Consider the following 23871-nt stretch of genomic DNA (forward strand, 5'->3'; position numbering starts at 1 on the left):
GTATCCCCTTATGAGCTTTGGTGGTCGAATCTGGCGGCGCCGTACGGGTGTCGCCAAATCCTAGCTGATCACATTCGGTCCTGTCCTTCCGGTGATCACCTTGATCTGCGCCACCTCATCGGCCAAGGCGATGAGTGGCGCCAACGCTTCCTGCGTTGGGATTTCGTGTTGGCTGGGGTCGGCCACAAAACGTTCGAGGTAGACGCGCAGCGTGGCACCTTCGGTGCCGGTCCCGGACAAGCGGAAGACCACGCGCGAACCGCCTTCAAGGAGAATGCGAATCCCCTGGCGATCCGAGCGCGAACCGTCGACCGGATCGGTATAGGAAAAATCGTCGGCAGCCGAGATGCGCTGGTCCGCATAGACCGCACCGGCCAGTTCAGGCAGGCGCGCGCGCAGCGCGTCGATCAGCCGGTCTGCCTTCTCCGTCTCGATTCCCTCGTAGTCGTGGCGTGAGTAGACATTGCGTCCGAAACGCTGCCAGTGCTCGCGCACGATGACATCCGCCGGTGTGTTGCGCACAGCGAGAATATTGAGCCAATAGAGAACCGCCCACAGACCGTCCTTCTCGCGCACGTGGTCGGAACCTGTACCGGAAGATTCCTCGCCACAGAGCGTCGCCTTGCCCGCGTCGAGGAGGGAGCCAAAGTACTTCCAGCCGGTCGGTGTTTCAAAGCAGGCAATTCCCAGCGCCTGGGCGACGCGGTCCACCGCGCAACTTGTCGGCATCGAACGGGCAACTCCGGCGAGGCCACTGGCGTAGGCGGGGATCAATGCATGGTTGGCCGCCAGAACGGCCAGGCTGTCGCTCGGGCTGACGACGAAGTTGCGCCCGACAATCATATTGCGGTCGCCATCGCCATCCGAAGCTGCGCCAAAGGAAAGGCCTGAGGAGGGATCGGCAAGAGCGGCGACCAAGTCCGCCGCCCAGACCGGATTCGGGTCCGGATGACCACCGGCGAAGTCAGGTAGCGGTATGCCGTTGACCACGGTTCCGGGCGGCGCACCAAGGCGCTGCTCGAGGATCGCGTGCGCATACGGTCCGGTTACCGCGTGCATCGCGTCAAAACGCATGCGGAAGTCAGGCCGTGCCAGCAGCCCGGCAATACGCTCGAAATCGAACAGCGACTCGAGCAGTTCGGCGTAGTCGGCAACCGGATCGATGACGCTCACCACCATATCGCCGATGGAGACTTCGCCAAGCCGTGCGAGATCGACATCGGCGGCGTCGACCGTGTGATAGACCCTGATTTCCTGCGTGCGTCGATAGACCGCATCGGTAAAGCTCTCGTTCGCAGGCCCGCCGTTGCTCAAGTTGTACTTGATGCCGAAGTCGCCGTGCGGACCACCTTCGTTGTGACTTGCCGAGAGAATGATCCCGCCAAAGGCCTGCCATTTACGAATCACCGCGCTCGCAGCCGGCGTCGAAAGGATTCCCTGGCGACCGACGAGTACTCGGCCAAAACCGGCCGCTGCCGCCATACGCAAAATGGTCTGGATGGCAACATCGTTATGGTAGCGACCGTCGCCACCGAGAACCAGCGTTTTCCCCTGCTGGCCAGATAGGGTGTCAAAAATCGCCTGGACAAAGTTTTCGAGGTAATGGACCTGCTGAAACACGGTCACTTTCTTGCGCAATCCGGATGTCCCCGGCTTCTGGCCGGAGAACGGCGCGCTGGGAACACTGATCACATTCGTCGTCATTTCATGCCTCGTCGAAACAGGGCGCGCGCTGTCGGCGCGCCGGATTGATCTAGGAAAAGCTCAGTTCAGGTGCTGCCGGCTGAAAGCCAGCAAGGCCTGCGTCGACGCGTCAAGGCTGTCGGCGAGAGCGGGCTGGGCAAACGCCGGCAGAATGCTGCTGGCAACCGCCTTGCCAAGCTCGACCCCCCACTGGTCGAATGAGTTCAGACCCCAGATGATGCCCTGGACGAAAACCTTGTGTTCGTAGAGCGCGACCAGGGCACCGAGCGTCGCCGCATCGAGTCGCGCCAGAAGCAAGGTCGACGACGGCTGGTTGCCGACAAAGACCTTGTGCGGCAGGAGAGCCTCGAGCGCCTCACCGGCCATCGTGCGCGCCAGTTCGGCGCGCGCTTCGGCGGCAGTCTTGCCGAAAGCAAGGGCAGCGCTTTGCGCAAAACAGTTGGCGAGCAGTGCCTCCTGATGACCCGGCAAGGGATAATCGGAGCGTACCGCGGCAATGAAATCACAAGGCACGAGGCGCCCGCCCTGGTGGAGGAGCTGGAAAAACGCGTGCTGGCCGTTGTTGCCCAGTTCGCCCCAGACGATCGGATTGGTCGCACACGCAACTGGCTGGCCATCGACACCGACCGACTTGCCGTTGCTCTCCATCTCGAGCTGCTGCAGGAACGACGGGAAGTATTTCAGGGACTCGTTGTAGGGCAGAACGGCGTTGCTCCCCGCACCCAGGAAGTTGGTGTTCCAGATGCCCAGCAGCGCCATGACGACCGGGAGATTCTGCTCGTAGGGCGCGCTCCGGAAGTGCTCATCCATACGCTCGGCACCGGCGAGCAGGTCGCCGAAAGCCTGCGGCCCAATCGCGATCATCAACGCCAGACCGACCGCCGACCACAGCGAGAAGCGTCCGCCAACCCAGTCCCAGAGAGGAAATATCGCTTCCTCGCGCAGGCCGAAGTCGACGGCGCGTTCCGGCTTCGCGGTCAACGCAGCGAAATGGCGAGCGATGGCAGCGGCGTCGCCCAGGTTGGCGAGCAACCAGTCGCGCGCCGTCTGCGCATTGAGCATCGTCTCCTGCGTCGTGAAGGTCTTGCTGGCAAGAAGGAAAAGCGTCGTCCGTGGGTCGAGCGTCTGCAGCAGCGGCGCGAGCTGGGCGCTATCGAGGTTCGATACGTAATGGACGCTCAAGGCAGGATGCGACACCGAGCGTAGTGCACTGCTCAGCATCTTCGGTCCGAGGTCCGATCCGCCAATACCAATATTGACCACGTGACGAATCGGCAAACCGGTAAAACCCAGCATCTGGCCAGAGCGAATGGCCTCGGCAAAAGCCGCCATCCGCCGCCGAGTGGCAAGGACCTCGGGCATCACGTCGAGGGCAGCACTCGGGAACGGCCCGTGCGAACGGCGCAAGGCAACATGCAGCACCGAGCGGTCCTCGCTGGCGTTGATCTTTTCGCCGCCGAACATGCGCGCTGTCCACTCGTCGAGCCGGGCCTCGCGCGCCAGAGCAGTGAGAAGCTGCAGCGTCGTCGAATCCACGCGCTGCTTGGAGAAGTCGAAAAGGAGGGTGTTGTCGAAGTTGAGCGAGAATTTGTTGACGCGACCTGGATCGCGGGCAAACATCTCTCGGAGGTGCACGGGCGAAAGCAATTGCCGGTGCGCATCAATAGCCTTCCAGGCGGCTGAGGCGGTGATGGTCATGGTCGGTACGAGCTCGTATGGGAAAGAATCAGGCCGTCGGCTGACGACCGCAGGAGAATGGCAGGCCTTGCTTCGTGACATATATCCGCATCGGGTTAGCAGCTTGCCAGAATGCTTGGAAGAACGCAAAAAAGAATCGTCAGAGGCCATGTCAAGCGGCCAAACAACAAGATTTACCGTTTTATTTCATATCCTTGAGAGGAACGCACGGGCTCTTCGGGCAAGCTCCGCGAAGTGCGTGCAAACGGCGATCGAGGGCGCCGGGAAAAGCGCCGGGACCAAGGTCAGAAGCTGGGAGCCACTTGTGGGCTGACCGCCGCGAAGTTCAGTCGAACCTCACGAACGCTGGCGGCAAAAGGCTTGTCTTCCACGGTGATGTGCCGCTCAAACCAGTATTCGGCATAGCGTAGAAAGGAATGGACATCGCGCGAGCCATCGAGCACGTCTGAGAAAGCCTTGCGCAGAACTTGCATGTTTTCCCGATGGACCTGGGCATGCGCTGAGAAGTTGATGCCGGTTTGCTGCGCGATGCGCTCCTCGCTGGCGAAGTGATACTTGAGATAGTCGAGCAGACTGCGAAAATCTTCGAGTGGAGCCGGGCCGCTACCAAAACAGGCCGCTTTCAGCGCCTCGATTCGGCAAAAGATCTCCTCGTGTTGGGCATCAATTTCCGGCAGATCGATCAGCAAGGCGTCCGGCAACATGCCGACAAGCTGGGTTTCCATCATCAGGCTCCACAGGAAGGCGGTCGAACTCTCTGGTTGACACAGTATAAGAAGAGGCCGGAAAAAATTCCAGTGAAATCAGTTGGTGTTCAGGAAAACAGGCCATGCAGAAACCAGCCGACCCGGTTACGAAAGATCCATAGCCACTCTTCGCGCATGGATATGGCGATGAAGTAGTCGCGGCGTACATCGCCAAGCGCATCAGGCTCGGCTTCATCCCACCAGCCGCTTTCAATACGTTCGGGACCGGCAAGTAAACGCAAAGGGCCGCCGCACTGCGGCAGGCCGGACTGCTCGCGCAGAGATCTGGGTTTGCTCAATAGCCATAAGGGACGCGGCCCGGGAAAGCTGCCCGCGCTAACCGGGTTTGCCGAAAGCGGAGAGTGCACTTTTCCACCTGCCGGCAAACCTGCCGCAATCCGCTGTGAGGCCTTTTCAGGACGATGTTCAGCTACGGCCGACAAGGCATGCACGCTTTCCTCCCCAAGGCGTGCCTGCAGACGCTCGATCAGCGCCGTCACCGATTCGTTTGCCGTCCGCTCGCTGCGCTCACCGAACAGATTCGCCGAATGCCCCGGCAGTTTCTCTGACGCATCAGCGCGCAGGCCAATCACTGTGACCGGCGCCGCCAGCACCAAGCCTTGCAAGCGCTCGCTGAAGATACGGAGCATTCGTTCGCCATCGCGTGTCGCGCCGGAAAAAGCGAGCGCCAACAGGGTAGCCGGCTGGCGTCGGCCATCTCCCACATGTTCGAATTCGAAAACGCATCGGCTAACGCCGCGACCACGTGCGGCGAGCCAGCCCGCCAACGCCATGATCAGCCGCCGCCCGGCAAAAGCGAGGGCTGCCGCGCTGTCTACCGGCAGCGGCAATTCGAGTCGCTCGACAAAGTGCTCGGGGAAAACGAAACGTGATTTTGGATCAGGCAGCATGCCGAACGCTCGCGCCAGATCGTTGCCCAGTTCGACACCCAGGCGACGGACCAGGCCGGCACGCGGCAAATGCAGCAGATCTCCGAGCGTACGCGCGCCGATACGGCTCAGACACGCCTGTTTTTCTGCCGAGAGCGCGAGAACTTCGACTGGCAGACCAGCAAGACGAGCGCCAAGTTCTCCGATCTCGAGGCAGAGCCGGTCGTCGCCAGCCCAGGCCAGCCATTGCGCGGCCAGAGGTGTAGGAGCCAATGCAGCCTGAGGAACGAAACCCTGCTCCCGGCAACCGGCGACAACGCGCCTGAAAAGCATTTCGGCTCCACCGAAAAGACGCAACGATCCGGCGATTTCGAGCAGCAGGGTCTGTGGTGGCGCGAGGCTGACTTCCGAAGTGAAACTGCCTGCCCAGCAGGCAAGCCGGTGCAAGGCTGCCTGCTCGCGCTCGACAGCGCGTTGCTGTACGACCAGACCGGGCAGCAAGGCCCACGCTTCGGCAAGTCGTAAACCGGAAGTCACCCCGGCCGATGCCGCAGCCTCGTCAACCGCAACGATCCGCTCATGACTGACGATGGCACTCGGTGCGCACAGGCTGGGAAACACTTCGCGCGCCAGGCGCGGCAGGTAAAGAACAAGCCAGAGCATGAGCAGTAGACAGCGGACGTCGAATGGCGAGGGTCAAAGGGACTGACTGCGCGCCACCGCGGCGCTTGAGCAGGCGAACGCTCAGTTGCTCGCCCTCTCCTTCGAGAATCAGACGCAGCGGTGCTGGCGAAGGCTGCTGAGCGCAAGAGCGTGGGCGAAAAACAAAAAGCAATGTGCGACTGGCCTCGGCAGCAAGCTGCAGGCGGCGCAATGATGCGGTCTGCGCTTCGGGCAGCCAGGCGACGACCGCACCGACGCCCTCGGTGGCAAGCGAGCGCTCACACGCCCAGGCAGCATCCTGCCCGGAGCTGCTGGCCACCAATAGACGCGTCAAATCGATGCCGGACTGGCTGAGCGCCGGCGCATACAGCGAATGCGGTGGAGCGATGCAGACGAGCCAAGCCAGTTCGCTACTCGACAGTTGCGCCAGGGCCGGCAATAAGAGACTCATTTCTCCGACGCCGTATCGATCAGGCAGCAGTTCGGTCAGGCAAGCACGCGGCCAGCCTCCCCCGGGCAATTCACCATCGAGCTCGGCAAAACCCGTCGGGACACCAGGCAGAGGTGCTCTGGCCAGACTGCTGGCGCGCCAGACGTCGGGACGATCGAGGATTTGCGCAAGCTTTGGCAAGGCAGACATACGGTAGACAAAACCCGTTCAACGCTCACGGCAAACGCTCAGACTACCTCGCCGCGCCGGATCAGACCGACAACAATGCCCTCGATGCTTAATGCATTGGCCTTCGTATCGACCACGATAGGCGCAAAATCGGGGTTCTCGGGCAGCAGTTCGAGCACGTTTCCTTGCTGGCGAAAACGCTTCACCGTCACCTCGTCGTCGAGCCTGGCAACGACAATCTGGCCGTTGCGCGCCTCACTGGTGCGGTGCACGGCGAGCAGGTCACCGTCGAGAATGCCGGCATTGATCATCGACAGGCCGCGCACGCGCAACAGGAAGTCGGCCCGCGGGTTGAACAGGCTGGCCTCGACCGTATAACGACGCTGAATGTTCTCGACAGCAAGCAGCGGGCTACCGGCGGCAACACTGCCGATCAGTGGCAAGCCGAGTTGTTCGACCAGACGGATGCCGCGCGCAGAACCCGGTTCGAGCAGAATGACGCCCTTTCTGGCGAGCGCCCGCAGGTGCTCCTCTGCCCCATTGTGCGAGGCAAAACCGAAAGCGTTGGCGATTTCGGCGCGCGTCGGCGGCGCACCGAGAACTTCCATGGTGTTGCGAATGAAGTCGAGCACCTCCTGTTGTCTTACGGTAAGCGAACTGCTTCTGGCCATGATCGTGACTCCTGTAATTGGTTTGTGTATTTTCGTACAGTCATCAAAAAAAATCAAGCCATGCCGCCAGTCGATCGACCGGCTTGACCTGCGCGCGAGTTTCTCACCACAATTCCATCCTCTCATTATCGAAAGTACGCCATGCTCGACCAGATCGTCGCTGATTTCAGCCTGCCTGCCACCGGTGGCCAGACCTTTACGCTGTCTGCCTGTCGCGGCAGCATCGTTGTTCTCTACTTCTACCCGAAAGACAGCACCCCCGGGTGTACAACCGAAGCGCAGCAGTTTCGCGATCTTCACGCCCAGTTCCTCGACGCCGGAGCGATCATCGTCGGCGCCTCGCGCGACAGCCTGAAGTCGCACGAAAACTTCCGCGCCAAGCAGGAGTTACCCTTCGCCCTGCTCGCCGATACCGAAGAGTCGCTGTGCCAGCAGTTTTCGGTGATCAGGATGAAATCGATGTATGGCAAGCAGGTTCGTGGGATCGAGCGCAGCACTTTCGTCATTGACCGCAACGGCGTATTGCGCCGCGAGTGGCGCGGCGTGAAAGTCGCCGGACACGCCCAGGAAGTACTGTCTTTCGTCCTCGGGCTCTGACTCCCCGTCGTTACCCCTGCCTGGAAAGCCCCGCATGCCCCGCCCACCACCCGTCATCGGCACTGCAGACCAGACGACCGACGCGCCAGTCAAGCCGCTGGTCAAGCTTTTCGTGCTCGATACCAATGTCCTGATGCACGATCCGACCAGCGTCTACCGCTTCGCCGAGCACGACGTATTCCTGCCGATCATGACGCTGGAGGAACTCGACAATCACAAGAAGGGCCTGTCCGAAATCGCGCGCAATGCGCGCCAGGTGACACGCACGCTGGAGGAAATCGTCACCAGCGTGAGCCACGCCATCGATCAGGGCATCAGTCTTGCCGAACCTTCGCGCAAGCTGGCCAGCGGCCACCTCTTCCTGCAGACCGAAGCGATCGGCGACGGCCTCCCGGCCTGTTTGCCGACCGCCAAGGCAGACAATCAGATTCTCGCTGTCGTCATCCATCTGCAGCACCGACATCCCCGGCGCCCGGTGATCCTCGTCTCGAAGGACATCAACATGCGCATCAAGGCGCGCGCGCTCGGGCTGCAGGCGCAGGACTACTTCAACGACAAGGTCCTCGCCGACACCGACCTCCTGTACACCGGCATGCACGAACTGGCAGCGGATTTCTGGCAACGCTCCGCCCAGGAAGTCGAGTCGTGGAAAAAGGATGGCCGAACGTCTTACCGCTTTACCGGATCCTTGTGTGCCCAACTGCTGGTCAACATGTTCCTTTACCAGGAAGGGGAGAAGCCGTTGCAGGCGATCGTTCGTGCAGCATCCGAGGCGACCGCCGAGATCGAAACACTGATCGACCATACGCATACCAAAAACAGCGTCTGGGGAATCACTGCACGCAACCGCGAACAGAACTTCGCCCTCAACCTGTTGATGGACCCCGACATCGACTTCGTCACCCTACTGGGTCAGGCGGGCACCGGCAAGACGCTCCTTACGCTCGCCGCTGGCCTGACGCAGGTGCTTGAAACCAGGCGCTACAGCGAAATCATCATGACTCGGGTGACCGTACCGGTAGGCGAAGACATCGGTTTCTTGCCCGGAACCGAAGAGGAAAAGATGGGCCCATGGATGGGCGCGCTCGAGGATAACCTCGAAGTACTCAACAAGAACGACCAGGACGCCGGCGACTGGGGGCGCGCGGCGACGCACGACCTGCTGCGCCATCGGATCAAGATCAAGTCGCTCAACTTCATGCGCGGGCGCACTTTTCTCAACCGATTCCTGATCATCGACGAAGCGCAAAACCTGACGCCCAAGCAGATGAAGACGCTGATCACGCGCGCCGGGCCAGGCACCAAGGTCATCTGTCTGGGCAACATCGCCCAGATCGATACGCCCTACCTGACTGAAGGAAGTTCGGGTCTCACTTACGTTGTCGACCGCTTCAAGGGGTGGAAGCACGCCGGCCATATCACCCTGCAACGCGGCGAGCGCTCCCGCCTCGCCGACCACGCAGCCGAGGTGCTATAATCGCACCAATAGCGGGCCGTGTCTTGTCACACGGCCTGGTCGTTTTTTTTGGCCCCAGATCCGTGCCCCCGTTCCGTTCGCCGCGGATCCGACGCTTACCGGAGAGAGTCGATTGAAACGACGAGCTTTTCTTGCCGCTTCGGCGCTTCTTTCCCTGTTCGCGCCGTCTTCGCTGCTCGCCGCCAACAAGAAGAAAGGCGCCGGCGCAACCACCTCAGGAAAGCCGACGAGCACGGCCAAGCCAAGCGGCAACGCCGGCCGATCGGCCGGCCGAGCAAGCGCCAAGGCCGGCCGGAGTTCTACCAAAGCCAGCGCCAAGGGAGCGGCGAGAAGAGAGAGCCGGCGAAGCTACCGCCCGCTCGTCGAGCGCACAAGTCCGCCGCCAGCCGCGGTAAGCACCCCGCCGCCGATCGAGCGCAACGCGATCAGTCTGCCTGACGAACCGCTGCCGCAATGGCGCACCTACGAGGTGAGTTCGACCATCGCGGTGAATAACGTCAAGGGCAAGCTGCGCGTCTGGCTACCTTTGCCACAGTACAAGGACAACCCATGGCAGCGTTCGCTTGGCCATAGCTGGCACGGAAATTTCGAGCGTGCCGCCGTCTACCGCGACCCGCTCAGCGAAATGGAAGTCTTCTACGCCGACTGGAAAGAGGGCAGTGGCGCCCCACAACTGCAGATCGTCAGCCAGATCGCCAAACAGGATCGCCATTTCGACATCACTCGTCGTGGCAGCCTCGCTGAGCGCGGCGAGGTGCTCCGCCATTGTCTGCAATCGACCCAGCGCGTGCCAACCGACGGGCTCGTTCGCCTGACGGCCGAGCGCGCCATCGGCCGGATCAAGGATCCCGTGGCCCAAGGCAAGGCAATCTACGACTGGGTTCTCGACAATACCGTGTACGATCCGTCGGCGAGCGGGATCGGCCGCGGCGATGTCGAGGCAATGCTCGACAGTGGCCAGTTCAGCGGCAAGAGCGCCGACATCGCGCTCCTCTTCGTCGGTCTGTGCCGATCGATCGGAATTCCGGCGCGACCGGTCTTCGGCCTGCGCATCGATAACTCGCGCCTGTTCGCCGGTCTCGGCGCCAGCGGCAACCTGTGCTTCCGACAACATTGCCGGGCCGAGTTCTACACGCCGGGCTACGGCTGGATTCCGGTCGATCCCGCCGATGTGCGCAAGGCGATACACGACGAACGTCTGCTGCACGCCGACCCGAAGCTCGTCGTCCTGCGCAAGCTGCTATTTGGCTTCTGGGAAATGAACTGGATCAGTTTCAATGCGGCGCTGGATGTGCGATTGCAGGGAACCAGCGGGCGCGCGTTGCCCTTCCTTGTCGCACCGCAGGCTGAAGCTGCCGGCCATCGTTTCGACATCTCCGACAGCAGCCGCCTGAGCTACGTGGTGAACGCCACGCGCATCGACGGCTGAAAACGCCGCCGCACTCGACCCAGGTCAGTACGCGGCGCGGCTGGCGAAGTTCTCGAAACGCGTGTATTCGCCCAGGAAAGTCAGCCGCACGGTGCCGATCGGCCCGTTGCGCTGCTTGCCAATAATGATCTCGGCAAGCCCCTTGTCGGGCGTATCCGGGTTGTAGACCTCGTCCCGGTAGATGAACATGATCACGTCGGCATCCTGCTCGATGGCACCGGATTCGCGCAGATCAGACATTACCGGACGCTTGTTCGGCCGCTGTTCGAGCGATCGGTTAAGCTGCGACAGGGCCATCACCGGAACATTGAGTTCCTTCGCCAAACCCTTGAGCGAACGTGAAATTTCGGAGATTTCCGTGGCCCGGTTCTCGCCCTGCGAGGTGGCCGACATCAACTGCAGATAATCGATGACGACCAGCCCGAGCTTGCCGCACTGACGGTGCAGGCGGCGCGTCCGGGCGCGCAGGTCGATCGGGTTGAGCGCCGGCGTCTCATCGATATACAGCGGCGCTTCGTGCATCTTGCCCAGCGCAAACGACAGACGCGACCACTCGTCATCGTTCAGGCGACCGGTGCGCACGCGGTGTGCGTCGAGCCGTCCAACCGACGAGAGCATGCGCATCGCGAGTTGCGTGCCACCCATTTCCATCGAGAAAACAGCCACCGGCAGGCCAACCTCGAGCGCCACATGTTCGGCGATATTGAGCGCAAAGGAAGTCTTGCCCATCGATGGACGGCCGGCAACGATCAACAGGTCACCCGCCTGCAGACCTGCCGTCTTCGCGTCAAGATCGTGGTAACCGCTCGGCAAACCGGTGATGTCGGAAGGATTGTCGCGGTCATGCAGTTCCTGAATGCGTTCGACAACCTGAGTGAGCAAGGGATTGATGTGAACGAAGCCGCTCTGATGGCGCAAACCGCCTTCGGCAATGGCAAAAACCTTGGCCTCGGCTTCGTCAAGCAAGGTCTTTGGATCGCGCCCAAGCGGATTCAGCGCACTGCCGGCAATCTCATCGCCAGCCGTCACCAACTGGCGCAGGATCGCCCGCTCGCGCACAATCTCGGCGTAGCGCCGGATGTTTGCCGCCGACGGCGTGTTGGCTGCCAGTTCGCCAAGGTAGGCAAGACCACCGGTATCGCTGCCCTCGCCCGCCAGATCGAGGCTTTCGGCAACCGTCACGACATCGGCTGGCTTGGCCCGTTCGAGGAGCTTGCGGATCTGTCGGTAAATCCGTCGGTGCTCGTCGCGGTAGAAATCGCTTTCGGCAATCAGGTCCGCGATCTTGTCGAAAGCAGCGTTCTCCAGCAGCAACCCGCCGAGGACCGACTGTTCGGCTTCGATTGAATGTGGCGGTACGCGCAACTGGGCCAAGGCAGAATCGGGCGGCGCATTCCGTTCACGCCGACCACGCGCCGACGATAGCGGTGGCTTGCCGGAATGGGATGAATCCGAAGAAGCGCTCAAGTCAGTTGGCAAGAGTAATGCAGCGAACGACGGGATGCGGACGTCGGCGCTCGCCTTGCGCGTCCGCCCTGAGCAGAAAAAAAGCCTTGCCCGGACAACGGACAAGGCTTCGTCTGCAGTGCGCCGAGTGGGCGCTCCAGCATGATGATGTCGGGCTTACAGCTTGGGTTGCTCGGCAACGACCGCAACCGTGATCGTCGCCAGAACATCGCCATGCAGGGCAACCTCGATCCGATTCTCACCGACGTTCTTCAACGGCCCCTTGGGCATACGCACGGCCGACTTCTCGATCTCGAAACCCAGCCCGCGCAGACCATCGGCGATATCGAAGTTGCTCACCGAACCAAAAAGCCGGCCATCGACGCCCGCCTTGCGAGCGATCCGCACCACCACGTCAGCCATTTGCGCAGCCTGCTCCTGGGCCGCCGCCAGCTTGGCAGCGGCGGCGTTCTCGAGTTCGGCACGCTTGGTTTCGAACTCCTGCAGCGCGGCCGGCGTCGCCCGCTTTGCCCGGCCAGTCGGAATCAGAAAATTGCGCGCGTAGCCATCCCTGACCTTGACCAGATCACCGAGGTTGCCGAGATGCGCGACCTTTTCCATCAGAATGATTTGCATCGATCCACTCCTCGCTTACTGATGATTGTCGGTGTACGGCAGGAGCGCCAGAAAACGCGCCCGTTTGATCGCGATCGACAGCATCCGCTGATAGCCTGCCTTCGTGCCGGTCAGACGTGCCGGCATGATCTTGGCGTTTTCAGCAATGTACTCCTTGAACAGATCGACATCCTTGTAGTCGATCTCCTCCATCTTCTCGGCGGTAAAGCGGCAGAAGCGCCGCCGCTTGAACAGGCCACTGCCCCGCTTCTTGACGTTCTTTTCATCCTTCTTCTTGAAGAACCTTGCCATCTTGCTTTCCTTCAACAAATTCAATCTTGGTTACATGCATCTGCAACTGCCGGCCGTGCCGACTGCGGGCAGCCAGGAAACCGCCCAGCACGAGTTCGACCCCCGGCTTTGCCGCCTGCAGCAACTGCGCGGCAGCCGCCAACGCGATCAGCCGAACCTCACAATCGACACGGCGCGGGCTACCTGCCTCGAGCTGCTCGGACTGGTGCCTGAGCACACCCTCGACAACCGGCACGCCCGCCGGCGTAAAGCGTGGCGCCTGTCGCTCGACAAGCACGCCAGCCACTTCGATGCGGTTCAGCAAAGCCTAGATGATCAGGCAGTTGGCGGCGCGGCGCTGTCTGCCTCGGACGCTGGACGCACCTCAAGCAGCGACTTTGACTTCTCGTCCTTCATCATTGGCGACGGCGCGCTGACTGCACGCTTCGTGCGAATCGTCAGATGGCGGAGAATCGCGTCGTTGAACTTGAAGCCATGTTCGAGTTCTCCTAGCGTTGCACCGTCGCATTCGAGGTTCATCAGCACGTAATGCGCCTTGTGCAACTTCTGAATCGGATAAGCAAGCTGGCGACGCCCCCAGTCCTCAAGGCGGTGAATCTGACCACCGCGCGCCGCAATCAGTGTCTTGTAGCGGTCGACCATCGCAGGCACTTGTTCACTCTGGTCCGGATGGACGATCAGAACGATTTCGTAATGACGCATGCACACTCCTTATGGCTGAAGCCCCCCGCCATGCGAACGGTGGAGCAAGTGGAAAAAACGTGGGAGTATAGCCGCCTACCGGGCTGGTGAGCAAGGGTGCAATCGAAAGATCGAAAGAGCCCTCAGCCTGCGGCCAGCGGGACAAGTCGCGCTGGCAAACAGACTAGGATGCGGCCGCTCGGCACAGCCAGCGCCAAACCCAGCCTTCCGCATCCTTTCCGGTGAGCACGTAGTCGAGTACGTTCCGATTGTCCAGGGTCAGATTCTGCGCCGTACGCGCCTCGCGCGTTCCAGCGAAGAGTAACTGGTCGCCTGGCTGCAACATGCATTCTCGACCCGGGAGCTCGTGATCGGCGCCCTCGCGCAGCAGCAGTAGCGGTAACAGCGGCAGCGGATCATCGCGCTTCGCCGGGTCACGGCACAAGAGATCAAGTTGCATCTCTCCCTGTTCAATCATCAGGAACCTGTGCACCGCTGGCGAATCGGCAGCATTCAAACGTATGCTCCAGACGAGCGGCATACGGTTGCCGCAGAGCGCTTCGATCTCCCTGCCCAGCGCTTCGGCCCGCCCCTCTGGCCAGGCGCGAATCAGGCGCAGAAAGCGAGGCAACAGCGGTGAGACAATCAGGGCCAGGCACTCGCGCGCAATGATGCGCGAGGGAACCATCGTAAAATCGGCATCATAGGCGTCGAAAAGCACTTGGTTGGCAACTCTGTTCTGGCGCAGAACGACGAAGAGATCGCGATTGATTTCCTTTGCGGTCATCGCAATCGACAGATTCTTGGTGTCGTTGTTGCTGCCGGCAACAATCCCCACGGCCTTGTCGATTCCCGCCCGGCGCAAAGGTTCAGCCTCGGTACCGTGACCGACGACATGACGAACGCCGGCGAGCACCTCTGGCTCGGGATCGATCACGGTCAGGCTGACCCCCTGGCGTACCAGATTACGCACGACTGCCTGGCCAAAACGGCCATAGCCGCAGATCACCCACTCGCCGACCGGCGGATCATGCCGTTCTGGAATCTCCTGGCCGGGCAAGCCGGTCAACAGGTCGACCAGGCGATACCAGTTCGGCGAGTGAATGGCCTGCGCCAGATAGTCGGCGAACTTCTCGAAGTGATTGACCACGTAATGCGTTCCGAACGACATCATGTTGGCTTCGACCGCCGGACTGGCCACGCGCGCGATGATCGTCAGACGCGGATTGATCAGGCGACTGGCAATCGCCACGGCGAGGTTGGCTGAATCGTCGTCGGTAACCGCCAGCACGCCGCGACAACTACGATGCTGCAGCCCTGCCAGCAGGAGCTGTTGCGGCTGCGCCGCGTCGGCGCAGAGGACCAGCAAGTCGGCAGCGAATTCTTCCAGCTCGAGTTCCTGAATGCGCATCTCGTTCTGTTCGATTGCCACCACACGAACGCCGTCGCGATCGAGCGCGCGCGCAATCAGCAGCCCCGTTTCGCCGCAGCCGCAGATGATGTAGAAAGGCTCGCCGAGCTGGCGCACGCGGCGGGCAAAACGACCATTCAGCAGCACCTGTTGGAATCCCTTGTCCTGCACCAGGGCCAACAAGCTAATGATCGAGTACGACCAACCGATCACCGAAAGAAAGATGCAGACCGTGACCCACATGCGCTGTGCTTCGGAAAATGCGTTGGGCAACTCGCCAAAGCCGATCGTGCTTGCCGTATAGCTGACGAAGTAAAACGCATGAAAGAAGCTCATCGGCGGCGCCGGCTTGCCCTGCGCGTCGACTCCGGGGATCAAGGTCAGGCCGCAGGTCGACACCGCATAGATGACGACGAGGACGATCAGTGGCGCGCGCATGCGGCGCAGCGCGAGGAAGAAGACGCTGGTGTTCATGGCAACGCCACTCAGCGGCGCAGCATCACCGTTTCGACAATCAGCAGGATGACCGACACGACGTTGGCAAACAGCGCACCGCCGCTCAGCGAGACGACGCTAGTCGTCACCTCGGCGGTCATCCCGTCGCCGCTGACGTGCACGGCGATTGCCCAGACGCAGGCTGCGGCAACGAGTTGCAAGTCGGCAACCAGACTCGTCGAGAGATGGACGGCGCCAATCTGTGTGCGGTCACCGAATTTCAGAATCGTTGCGATAAGGTTGACGACGATCGCCGCAAACAGCTCGTAAATGTGGTGATGCATCGGATTGTCGATCTCGCCGATGAAAAAGCCGAAGTTCAAGGTTGCGGCCAAGACGATGAAAAATCCGAAAACCACCTTCTCCAGGTTCATGCGCAGAATCTCCAGTTCGCTCCTCAGACCGGCCAGCCGACAAAGCGGCTATCGTCGCGCCACACACGCTCTGCCCCCCGCCAGTTTCCCCCGCTCGGTTCAACGCGTCAGTTCGGCGCCGTTGCCGCCCCATCACCGCTCGGGCCAACGCGAATCAGTTCGGCCGAACCTCGGCTGGAAGTGAGCTTGCTGCTGACTGCCCGTGGAACGACCGACGATCCGCTCATCGCTGCCCCCAGGCCACCACCCAGGAGCGGCGGCGTCGAGAAGCGCTCCAGCACCACCTGATTGCTGCGTTGATCATCAGCGCCCTCTCGGCGCAGCGCGGCCGGACGGCCAAGACCTGATCGGACATGGAAACTCAAGGCGCCGGCGGCCGGTGGCGTGGAGACGATCTGCTCGGGCTGTCCGCCCCGCCAGTGCAAGAAGGCAGCGGCGACATAGGCGGTCGCCTTGTCGGTGTGAATCGTCTCGCGGTAGCGCATGGCCGCATCGGCCAGCGCGCGCTCCGCAAACCGTGGGTTTCGGTTGTCGACCCAGGTACCCAGAAGACTGGTGAACACCAGTATGGTGATCGCCGCCAAAGAAAACCGCCGCCAATGTTGCAGGCCCAGACGGCCATACAGCCAGAACGAGGTGGCCACCAGGAAGAAATACGTGGGAGCCAGGTAGTAGCGTGCGTGTATCCGCATGCTGGCCAAGGCAAACGCCGCAAAGACGGCCCAGATCAGGCCGAGGGCAAGCGCCGGTACAATCAACTGGTCAGCCTGCCTTCGCGCCACAGGCAACTGGCTATCGCGTTTGCGCCAACACCAGGCGAGCACGAGCAAAGCGAGCAACAGCCAGTAAAACGCGCCGAACGCGTGCTTGCTGACCAACATGATGAAGGGATCGATAAGATCGTAGACGCGCAGGTTGCCGGTATCGTCGAAGGTGAAGGGGGGAACCGCCATCCGGGAGACGTGCGAGCGCGTCGCGAGCAATGCCCGAAAGCGGGCGAAAGGATCCCCGGCGCTTGCCGCAAAGTACATACATTCGAGAAGCACGACGCCGAGAAATCCTACCGCGGACCACAGGTACTTGGTCCGCGGCAGGCCGTAACCCAGCAGGAAGCCCGCTCCCAGCCAGATGATCATCGCCGCCGACGTTTCGCGTGACGCGAAAGCGAACGCAATGCACGCGCCACTGCCCAGCATGAGGCCGCTCTGCCGCCGGCTGTCGCCGCACAGCAAGGACTCGACGGCGAGCCAGAATCCGCATACGCCCCAGAACAGCTCGGCGATATCCGCGGCTGCCATCGTCGAGGTAGTCGCCATGACCGGCAGCGAGGCAAAGAGCATCGTCGGAATGACGGCCGCTGGCAGTGCAACGAAGCGAGCCAAAGAGAGAAAAGTGACGGTGACCGTCGCCAGCGCGTAAAGACAGCTGGGCAAGATCAGCGCCCACTCGTGATCGCCAAGGATCCTGAGCGACAGCGCGATCGGCATCGAGACCGCTGTACGCATGCCGCCAAAACCATCAGGCACGTTCCAGAACGAGTGGCTCAGCGCGCGCCCGGCAAGGTAGTACTCCATGTCGTCACTGCCGATAAAACCGACCCAAGCTGCCGTCTGCAGCCCTGCTGCGCCAGCGACGCAGAGCACGAGCAGAAGGACTACGCGCCAGAGCCGTGAGCTGGGGTTCTTTTCCGTCAACATGTCGCTTCCGCTATCGCCACGGGAGGATCGTCTGTGCAACTCGCCAGAACGAGACAGCCGGATGACCGGGTCTCGTGACCACTGGATGTGCGCTAGCCATCCGCGCCACCAATCTCCTCAACATCGGAGATGGCCTCGCCGCGCCGCAAAGCACTCACCTGATCGACGAGAATCCCGAACAGGAAGAAGTGCAGTGCGGCGAGAATCATCAGGATGCCTTTCAGGCTTGCCTCGCCGACGGTTGAGTAGGCGTGCACAATATAGAACAGGCCGATCGCCAGCGTGGCACCGCTGACCGGGAGAAACACGCGCAGCGGGGCAAAGATGGTGACCAGCCGAATGATCAGCAGAAGCGTCCGGAAGCCGTCGCTGACGGTCACCGAACTCACCCCGCTGGCGCGCGGCTGGATCTCGATCGGCACATACCCGACGGTAAATCCACCCCGGATGCAGGCGATCGTGCTCGTTGTCGAGAATGAAAAACCATCCGGCATCAGCGGCAGAATTCTCAGCGCCAGGCGACGATCGATCGCCCGCAGACCACTGTTGAAATCCGGGATGCGGCGGCCAGCAAGCCGATTGACCACCCAGGTGAGAACACGCTTGCCCGGCTTGCGCCACAGGGGCGAGCCGGCCGTCCCCTTGCGCTGGCCAACGACCATGTCGTAGCGCTCCCGATTGCTCAGGAGCCGCGCCAAGTCCTCCGAGCGATGCTGGCCGTCGGCATCCATGAAGACGACGGTATGGCCTTTCGCCGCACGAATCCCGGTCTTCAGCGACGCACCATAGCCCTTGTTGTAGGGATGAGTGATGACGCGTGCGCCAGCCGCGCGCGCGCGCTCCGCGGTGCGGTCATCCGACCCGTCGTCGATGACGAGGATCTCGAAACTCGTACTGGTTCTGGGCAGCACTTCGGCAAGGCCACGCACGACATCGCCGATCGCACCTTCCTCGCGAAAGGCCGGGATTACAACGGAAAACTCCAAGTGCATGGCCGCCTTGCCTCCGGGGGATCAAAGTCCGCGTCAGACCCAGGATCGCCAGACCGCTGGCTGGCCGACGCAAACGGCCGACACGCCTTACCTGGATGCAGTGATCGCTCGCGACGATGACGCTGGCGTCGCATTATATTAGGCGCTCAGTCAAAAGTCATCCAGACAGGGACGGCCGCCGGTCAGGCGCAACCCGCAGCGGGCTTGCAGCCCTCTTCACATGGCCCTGCGCACCCGTCCAGGTCGGGACGCTGGCCCGCGCTGCAAGCCACCCGACGCCGGCGTGCGCAGCGCGTGTGCCGTCATTGCTGGCCGCCGCCGCCCTGCTCGCCGGGCTTTCCCGACCGTCCGCCGACGATTGATCGCTCCTCACATTACCCAGCGACGGTGAGCGGCAAGCGAGTACTACCTGTTAAACAGTTCTCGCTGGGCCGCCGGGGAAGCCGCTAGAATGCTTGGCGGTCAACGGTTGTAAGGGTTACACTTGGGCCCTGCTCGAGAACGGCTGCCTGTTGCCAGCCGACCACAGCGCCTCGCTAGTCTGCTTTGGCTGGCCCTGCCGCAAGCAGGCAGATGCCTTCCGCGAGTCGCGCAAGCCCAACACTTCCGATCGTTGCCTGTAAGCTCTAGTCTGGTCGACACATCCGAGGTTAATTGATGCACTCAGAGTTCCCAATGATCGCCCCGGCGTATCGTGCGGAAGGCGCGACTGCCAGCGCCGCGGCAGATTCGCGCGCGTTGCTGCACCAAGTCTGGCTGAGCGTCCTGCCGCTTACCTCTGCCGCCCGCGCGGAATGCAGCACAGGTCGACGCCCTCGTGCGCCAGGAAAGCGACTCTTTGAAAGAGGCAATCTCCAGCGTGGCGGTCGTGGTCACCGCTGCCCGAGCCCCGCGACCGGATTCGGTCGGCACACTGGAACAGACGCACTCGACGATTCTCGCGCAACCGTTCTGGACTTCTGATGGCTGACAGTCAAACTCACCGCTCTGCCGAGTGCCGCATTTGCGGATCGTCGGTTGTTTTCCAGTTCGCAGCGCGCAACGAGGAGTTGTGGCGCTGCCGCGCTTGCGGTTTTCTCCAGGTGGCGGAAGAACCATCACCGGAGACCCTGGACGCCATCTATTCGCAGAGCTACTTCACCAGTTCAAAATACAAGGACGATCCCGTCGCTCTTTCGCGCGAGAACAGCCGCCGTCTGAAGATGCTGTCCGAATGCGCGGACGCGCACGCCGAGGTGCTTGATGCCGGATGTTCAACTGGCGACTTCGTAGCCTACGCCAAAGACTCGTTTCAGATGTACGGTAACGATTACTCCGAGTTTGCTATCCAGTTGGCACAGGAACGCAACCCGGAGTTGGCCGACCGGCTGATGGCCGGGCGCCTTGAGGATAGTGTGTGGTCTGATCGGCAGTTCGACGCAATATGTCTCTGGGATGTCATCGAGCACATCTGGGATCCGGTCCAGGCGCTGCAGGATTTGCTTGCTCATGTCAGACCGGGAGGCGCCATCCTGCTCTCAACACCTGCCGCCGACTCGATGATGGCGCGCGCGCTAGGCGTCTATTGGCCTTTCATGACGCCACCCGAGCATTTGAGCTTCTTTTCGCTCGATGCGTTCAAGGCGGCAGCGAGAGCCGCCGGAAACTGCCAGGTCGTTTCCTACTCCCGTCGCGGCAAGTGGGCAAACCTGGCCTTCATCGCTTACAAGATGGGCCGCATCGCACCCAAATGGTTTCCCACCGCATTGCTGCGACCCTTCCAGATGTGGCCACTGAAGAAGATTTCCATCTATGTGCCGACCGGGGACATTCTCTATGTCGTCATACGCAAGGCGACCGCCCCTGCCACAGTTGGCTCGAGCAGCAGTTAAAACAAGGACGATAGCAACCTATGTGCGGAATTTTCGGGCTGGTCTCACGACGCGGAGTCTCCTGCTCGCCAGATAGAGCTAGGAAGCTCATTCAGGCGTTCTATTCCTTGTCGGAATCGCGCGGCAAGGAAGCCTCAGGTGCTGCGCTATTGGTCGGCGATCGAATTGATGTGGTGAAAGCACCCGTGCGTGGCCGTGATTTCCTCGGTCTGGCGGAGGCGGCGGTCATCGTTGACGGCATCACCGGTGCGCTATGCAGCAACGTTCCGTTTGCTTTGATCGGCCACACGAGAATGGTGACCAACGGCGGAGACCATGTGGCTGGCAATAACCAGCCGGTCATGCGCGACGGACTGGTGGCCGTTCACAATGGAATCATCGTCAACGAAGCCAGGATCTGGGCCAGCTTGCCCAACACCGAACGTCGCCTTGAGGTGGATACCGAAGCCTTTCTCGCTCTGGTCGCGAGCCGACTTGAGGCAGGCGACCTGTTGAACGCCGCTGCGCAATCGATGGGAGACCTCGATGGAGCGAACTCAATCGCCCTGATGTCGGCCCGACACGACAGCATCGTCCTATCTACGGCGAATGGATCGATGTTCATCTGGCAAAGTGGTGATGGCGACCTGGTCGCCTTTGCCTCCGAAAAGGCTATCCTCGAAGAAGTTGTTCGCAGTGCTTTGCTCCCCTTCTTCTCGGCGACGTGGAAGTCGCTCGATCAGGTCAACCCTGGAGAAATTGTTGAGTTGCGGCTCGCTGGCCACGAGCCGTTTCGTGGCAAGTGGACAGACGCTGCCCTGCCGACCGGCGTACCCCGACCAACCGCGCGAGCGCTGGTCGATCACCCGGTAGTAAGCTGTCCCGCTCGACCAACGCCAATGTCGATCAACACGTCCAGGTGCGGAGAAATCGCACGCACCTTGAACATCGACTGGGACGCGATCCGTGCGCTCAAGCGGTGCACACGCTGTGTGCTGCCGGAAACCTTTCCCTTCATCCGCTTTGACTCCTCCGGCGTGTGCAATTTCTGCCGTGGCCACAAGCCTTATCCGTACAAGGGGCGAGATCAGTTGGAGCGCGAACTGGCCGACGCGAAGAGGGGAAACGGAGCCCCCGATGTGCTGTTCCCGATCAGCGGAGGACGCGATAGCTGCTACGGCCTACACGTGGTCGTACGCGAGATGGGCGCGAAACCGGTCGCATTCACCTACGACTGGGGAATGGTGACTGACCTGGCGCGCCGGAACATATCGCGTATGTGCGGCGCGCTGGGGATAGAACACATCCTGATTTCAGCCGACATCCGACAGAAGCGCGAGTTCATCAGGAAGAACGTCGCGGCATGGCTGCGCAAACCGCATTTGGGCACGGTTCCTCTCTTCATGGCCGGCGACAAGCAATTCTTTTACTACGCCAACATGCTCAAACAAGAGATGGGCCTGGCGAGAACCTTGTTCAGCATGAATCCGTTGGAGAGGACAGACTTCAAGGTGGGATTTTGCGGGATCGATGAGTCGTACCACAAGGAACGGCACTATGACCCGAAGTTCGTGAACAAGCTGCGCCTGGGCGCATTCTACGGGAAGGAGTTCCTGCGGAATTTCGCGTTCTTCAATTCATCCTTGCTTGACTCGGCATTTGCCTATTTCTCGTATTACCTCATTCCAAAAGACTTTACCTCCATGTATGACTATCTGCCCTGGCATGAGCAGGAAGTCGAGGAAGTCCTGTTGCGGCAATATGACTGGGAGACCTCCCCCGATACACAGTCGACCTGGCGGATCGGAGATGGTACCGCCGCCTTCTATAATTACATCTATCTGCGCGTTGCCGGATTCTCTGAGAACGATACGTTCCGCAGCAATCAGATTCGCCAAGGCCTGATTTCGCGCGAGGCTGCGATGAGCCGGATATATGTCGACAATGTGCCGCGCGATCAGTCGATTGCATGGTATTTTGATACCATTGGTCTTGACGCGCTGGAAGCGCTGAAGACGATAAACAAGATGCCGACACGCTATGGGCCGGCTGACCAACGCTGACGCGAAAGATGCTCGACCCAGCACGGCAGCGGACTGCAACGACGTATGGCGCTGCCGCCGCGGCGCGCCCAGCCGCGGACCAGACTCGACAAGTACCGGCACGTGCAATCCTGGCGAGCGGCCACCACGCTGAACTCGCGATCGCGGCCGGGGTTAGGCCGAGATGACCGGCTTCGGCAACAAAGGGGACTTGCTTGCGACCGTTGTCAACCTGGGTGGATTGGCCATTTCGGCAGCCGCCACGCTGCTCGTTTCCGTCATCCTGGCCAATGGAGCCGGCGCCTCCGCAGTGGGGCAGTTCAATCAACTCGCTGCGGTCTATATCGTGGCCTCGCAGCTTGCTGCAGTCGGGATTCATCTCGCCGTCCTCCACTTTCTGCCGCTGACTGACATTCACGAGCGGCGTCGAGCCGCCCTCGCGGCCTTACTCGCCATGCTGCCCGCGGCGACACTGACTGGAGCGTGCGTCTGGCTAGGTGCACCACTGTTTGAACGACTGCTCGACAGCCCGGGGCTGGCGGGTGGGGTCAGATGGGTAGCCTTGGCCACCGGCTTGTTTGCTGTGAACAAGCTGTTGCTGAATCTGCTCAACGTTTTTGGCCACCTGATCTGGCTGTCGCTGGCGCAGGCCGTCCGTCCGCTCATCTGGTTGCTGACCGCCTGGCTCCTGCTCACCTCGAGCGGCGTATCGCAGACGGGTTTGGGGACGATGTTTGTCTTCGGCGAGCTGGGTGTCCTCGTCTTTGCGTTAACTCGCATTGCTGCCGCGTTTTGGACGCCGGTTGACGGCCGGCTCCAGCCGTGGGCGACGCGCCTGGTGCGTTTCGGGGTACGCGCTTTTCCCAGCAACGCGATGACCGAACTGAACACTCGCGTGGACGTCCTGATCCTTGGCGTGTTTGCCGACGATCAGGTGGTCGGGATTTACAGCTTCGCTGCCTTGATCGCCGAAGGCGCCTTTCAGATCGGCGTTCTGCTGCGAACAATCATCAATAATCGGCTGGTCAGCGCAGTCGTCGAGCGCAACGGCGCGGCGCTCGGTCAGCTTTGGCGCAGCACCAGCCGCGCGAGCTGGCTGCTCACTGCCGCCGCAGGACTCGCTGCGGCGCTCGCCACGCCCTTTGCGATTGACCTCCTGAAGCTCGACCCAAGCTTGCATCAGGGTCGCTGGGTGTTGCTTGTCCTCTTATTGGGCGTGACCGTCGGCGCTGGCTTTGCGCCTTTCTGGAATGTGCTGCTGCTCGCTGGTCGCCCGGGGATGCATTCCTTGCTGATGCTCAGTCTGCTCGCATGCAACATCCTCCTGAATGCCGTCGCGGTACCGGTCGCCGGCATGACGGGCGCCGGCATCGCCACCGCGCTGACTTTCCTGGTGTTTCCGCTTCTCCTGCAGTTTGCCTGCAGACGGGTGCTTGGCCTGGAGCTTCGAGGGTCGCGTTAG

Annotated in this window: 21 protein-coding genes; 6 read left to right on the forward strand and 15 right to left on the reverse strand. The window is 61.4% G+C overall.

Annotation, left to right across the window (positions count from 1 at the left end; genetic code table 11):
- Positions 1-60 precede the first annotated feature (60 nt).
- The 6 genes from Q1L59_RS05905 to lexA all read right to left on the reverse strand — a co-directional run bounded on the left by Q1L59_RS05905 (position 61) and on the right by lexA (position 6994).
- Positions 61-1704 (reverse strand): alpha-D-glucose phosphate-specific phosphoglucomutase, encoded by a 1644-nt coding sequence (locus Q1L59_RS05905; RefSeq protein ID WP_300329402.1) that lies wholly within the window; start codon positions 1702-1704, stop codon positions 61-63.
- 60 nt (positions 1705-1764) lie between these two features.
- Positions 1765-3402, reverse strand: a complete 1638-nt coding sequence (gene pgi, locus Q1L59_RS05910) for a glucose-6-phosphate isomerase (protein ID WP_300329404.1) — start codon at positions 3400-3402, stop codon at positions 1765-1767.
- 284 nt (positions 3403-3686) lie between these two features.
- A complete protein-coding gene (locus Q1L59_RS05915) occupies positions 3687-4127 on the reverse strand; it encodes a hemerythrin family protein (protein ID WP_300329406.1) in 441 nt (146 codons plus the stop codon).
- 89 nt (positions 4128-4216) lie between these two features.
- Positions 4217-5701 (reverse strand): DNA polymerase Y family protein, encoded by a 1485-nt coding sequence (locus Q1L59_RS05920; protein WP_300329408.1) that lies wholly within the window; start codon positions 5699-5701, stop codon positions 4217-4219.
- Complete coding sequence (gene imuA, locus Q1L59_RS05925) at positions 5616-6341, reverse strand: translesion DNA synthesis-associated protein ImuA (RefSeq protein WP_300329409.1); 726 nt, start codon at positions 6339-6341, stop codon at positions 5616-5618. The genes Q1L59_RS05920 and imuA overlap by 86 nt, the downstream gene beginning before the upstream one ends.
- 38 nt (positions 6342-6379) lie before the next feature.
- Entirely contained in the window at positions 6380-6994 is a 615-nt protein-coding gene (gene lexA / locus Q1L59_RS05930) for a transcriptional repressor LexA (protein WP_300329887.1), read from the reverse strand.
- Between the two features lie 138 nt (positions 6995-7132).
- On the opposite strand from lexA, the gene Q1L59_RS05935 reads away from it, so the two are divergent.
- The 3 genes from Q1L59_RS05935 (at position 7133) to Q1L59_RS05945 (ending at position 10494) form a co-directional block, all read left to right on the forward strand.
- The gene (locus Q1L59_RS05935) at positions 7133-7588 is read left to right on the forward strand and encodes a peroxiredoxin (RefSeq protein ID WP_300329411.1); all 456 of its coding nucleotides are present in this window, start codon (positions 7133-7135) and stop codon (positions 7586-7588) included.
- Positions 7589-7622: 34 nt separating this feature from the next.
- Positions 7623-9065, forward strand: coding sequence for a PhoH family protein (locus Q1L59_RS05940; protein ID WP_300329413.1), 1443 nt, complete (start codon positions 7623-7625; stop codon positions 9063-9065).
- Positions 9066-9177: 112 nt separating this feature from the next.
- Positions 9178-10494: a transglutaminase-like domain-containing protein gene (locus Q1L59_RS05945; RefSeq protein WP_300329415.1), complete on the forward strand. Its 1317-nt coding sequence runs from the start codon at positions 9178-9180 to the stop codon at positions 10492-10494.
- A 24-nt stretch (positions 10495-10518) separates the two neighbouring features.
- On the opposite strand, the gene dnaB is transcribed toward Q1L59_RS05945, so the two are convergent.
- The 9 genes from dnaB to Q1L59_RS05990 all read right to left on the reverse strand — a co-directional run bounded on the left by dnaB (position 10519) and on the right by Q1L59_RS05990 (position 18517).
- Complete coding sequence (gene dnaB, locus Q1L59_RS05950; RefSeq protein ID WP_300329417.1) at positions 10519-11868, reverse strand: replicative DNA helicase; 1350 nt, start codon at positions 11866-11868, stop codon at positions 10519-10521.
- A gap of 249 nt (positions 11869-12117) precedes the next feature.
- Entirely contained in the window at positions 12118-12576 is a 459-nt protein-coding gene (gene rplI, locus Q1L59_RS05955) for a 50S ribosomal protein L9 (protein ID WP_300329419.1), read from the reverse strand.
- 15 nt (positions 12577-12591) lie between these two features.
- A complete protein-coding gene (rpsR, locus tag Q1L59_RS05960) occupies positions 12592-12867 on the reverse strand; it encodes a 30S ribosomal protein S18 (protein WP_300329420.1) in 276 nt (91 codons plus the stop codon).
- A complete protein-coding gene (priB, locus tag Q1L59_RS05965) occupies positions 12839-13171 on the reverse strand; it encodes a primosomal replication protein N (protein WP_300329422.1) in 333 nt (110 codons plus the stop codon). The genes rpsR and priB overlap by 29 nt, the downstream gene beginning before the upstream one ends.
- Before the next feature lie 11 nt (positions 13172-13182).
- Entirely contained in the window at positions 13183-13569 is a 387-nt protein-coding gene (gene rpsF, locus Q1L59_RS05970; protein ID WP_300329424.1) for a 30S ribosomal protein S6, read from the reverse strand.
- Positions 13570-13732: 163 nt separating this feature from the next.
- On the reverse strand, positions 13733-15433 hold the full coding sequence (locus Q1L59_RS05975; protein ID WP_300329426.1) for a potassium channel protein: 1701 nt from the start codon (positions 15431-15433) through the stop codon (positions 13733-13735).
- Between the two features lie 11 nt (positions 15434-15444).
- Positions 15445-15828 carry a DUF6394 family protein gene (locus Q1L59_RS05980; RefSeq protein ID WP_300329429.1) on the reverse strand — a complete coding sequence of 128 codons (384 nt, stop codon included), beginning with the start codon at positions 15826-15828 and terminating at the stop codon, positions 15445-15447.
- A gap of 107 nt (positions 15829-15935) precedes the next feature.
- Entirely contained in the window at positions 15936-17525 is a 1590-nt protein-coding gene (locus tag Q1L59_RS05985) for a glycosyltransferase family 39 protein (RefSeq protein ID WP_300329432.1), read from the reverse strand.
- Between the two features lie 92 nt (positions 17526-17617).
- A complete protein-coding gene (locus Q1L59_RS05990) occupies positions 17618-18517 on the reverse strand; it encodes a glycosyltransferase family 2 protein (protein ID WP_300329435.1) in 900 nt (299 codons plus the stop codon).
- A 962-nt stretch (positions 18518-19479) separates the two neighbouring features.
- Between Q1L59_RS05990 and Q1L59_RS05995 the strand changes: the two genes are divergently transcribed.
- From Q1L59_RS05995 to Q1L59_RS06005, 3 genes are all read left to right on the forward strand, one after another.
- Entirely contained in the window at positions 19480-20388 is a 909-nt protein-coding gene (locus Q1L59_RS05995) for a class I SAM-dependent methyltransferase (RefSeq protein WP_300329438.1), read from the forward strand.
- Positions 20389-20495: 107 nt separating this feature from the next.
- Positions 20496-22430 (forward strand): hypothetical protein, encoded by a 1935-nt coding sequence (locus tag Q1L59_RS06000; protein ID WP_300329441.1) that lies wholly within the window; start codon positions 20496-20498, stop codon positions 22428-22430.
- Between the two features lie 190 nt (positions 22431-22620).
- Positions 22621-23871, forward strand: coding sequence for an oligosaccharide flippase family protein (locus tag Q1L59_RS06005; RefSeq protein WP_300329444.1), 1251 nt, complete (start codon positions 22621-22623; stop codon positions 23869-23871).

Origin of the sequence: Accumulibacter sp., from assembly GCF_029255125.1 — a bacterium.
In the GTDB taxonomy this organism is placed as follows: Bacteria; Pseudomonadota; Gammaproteobacteria; order Burkholderiales; family Rhodocyclaceae; genus Accumulibacter.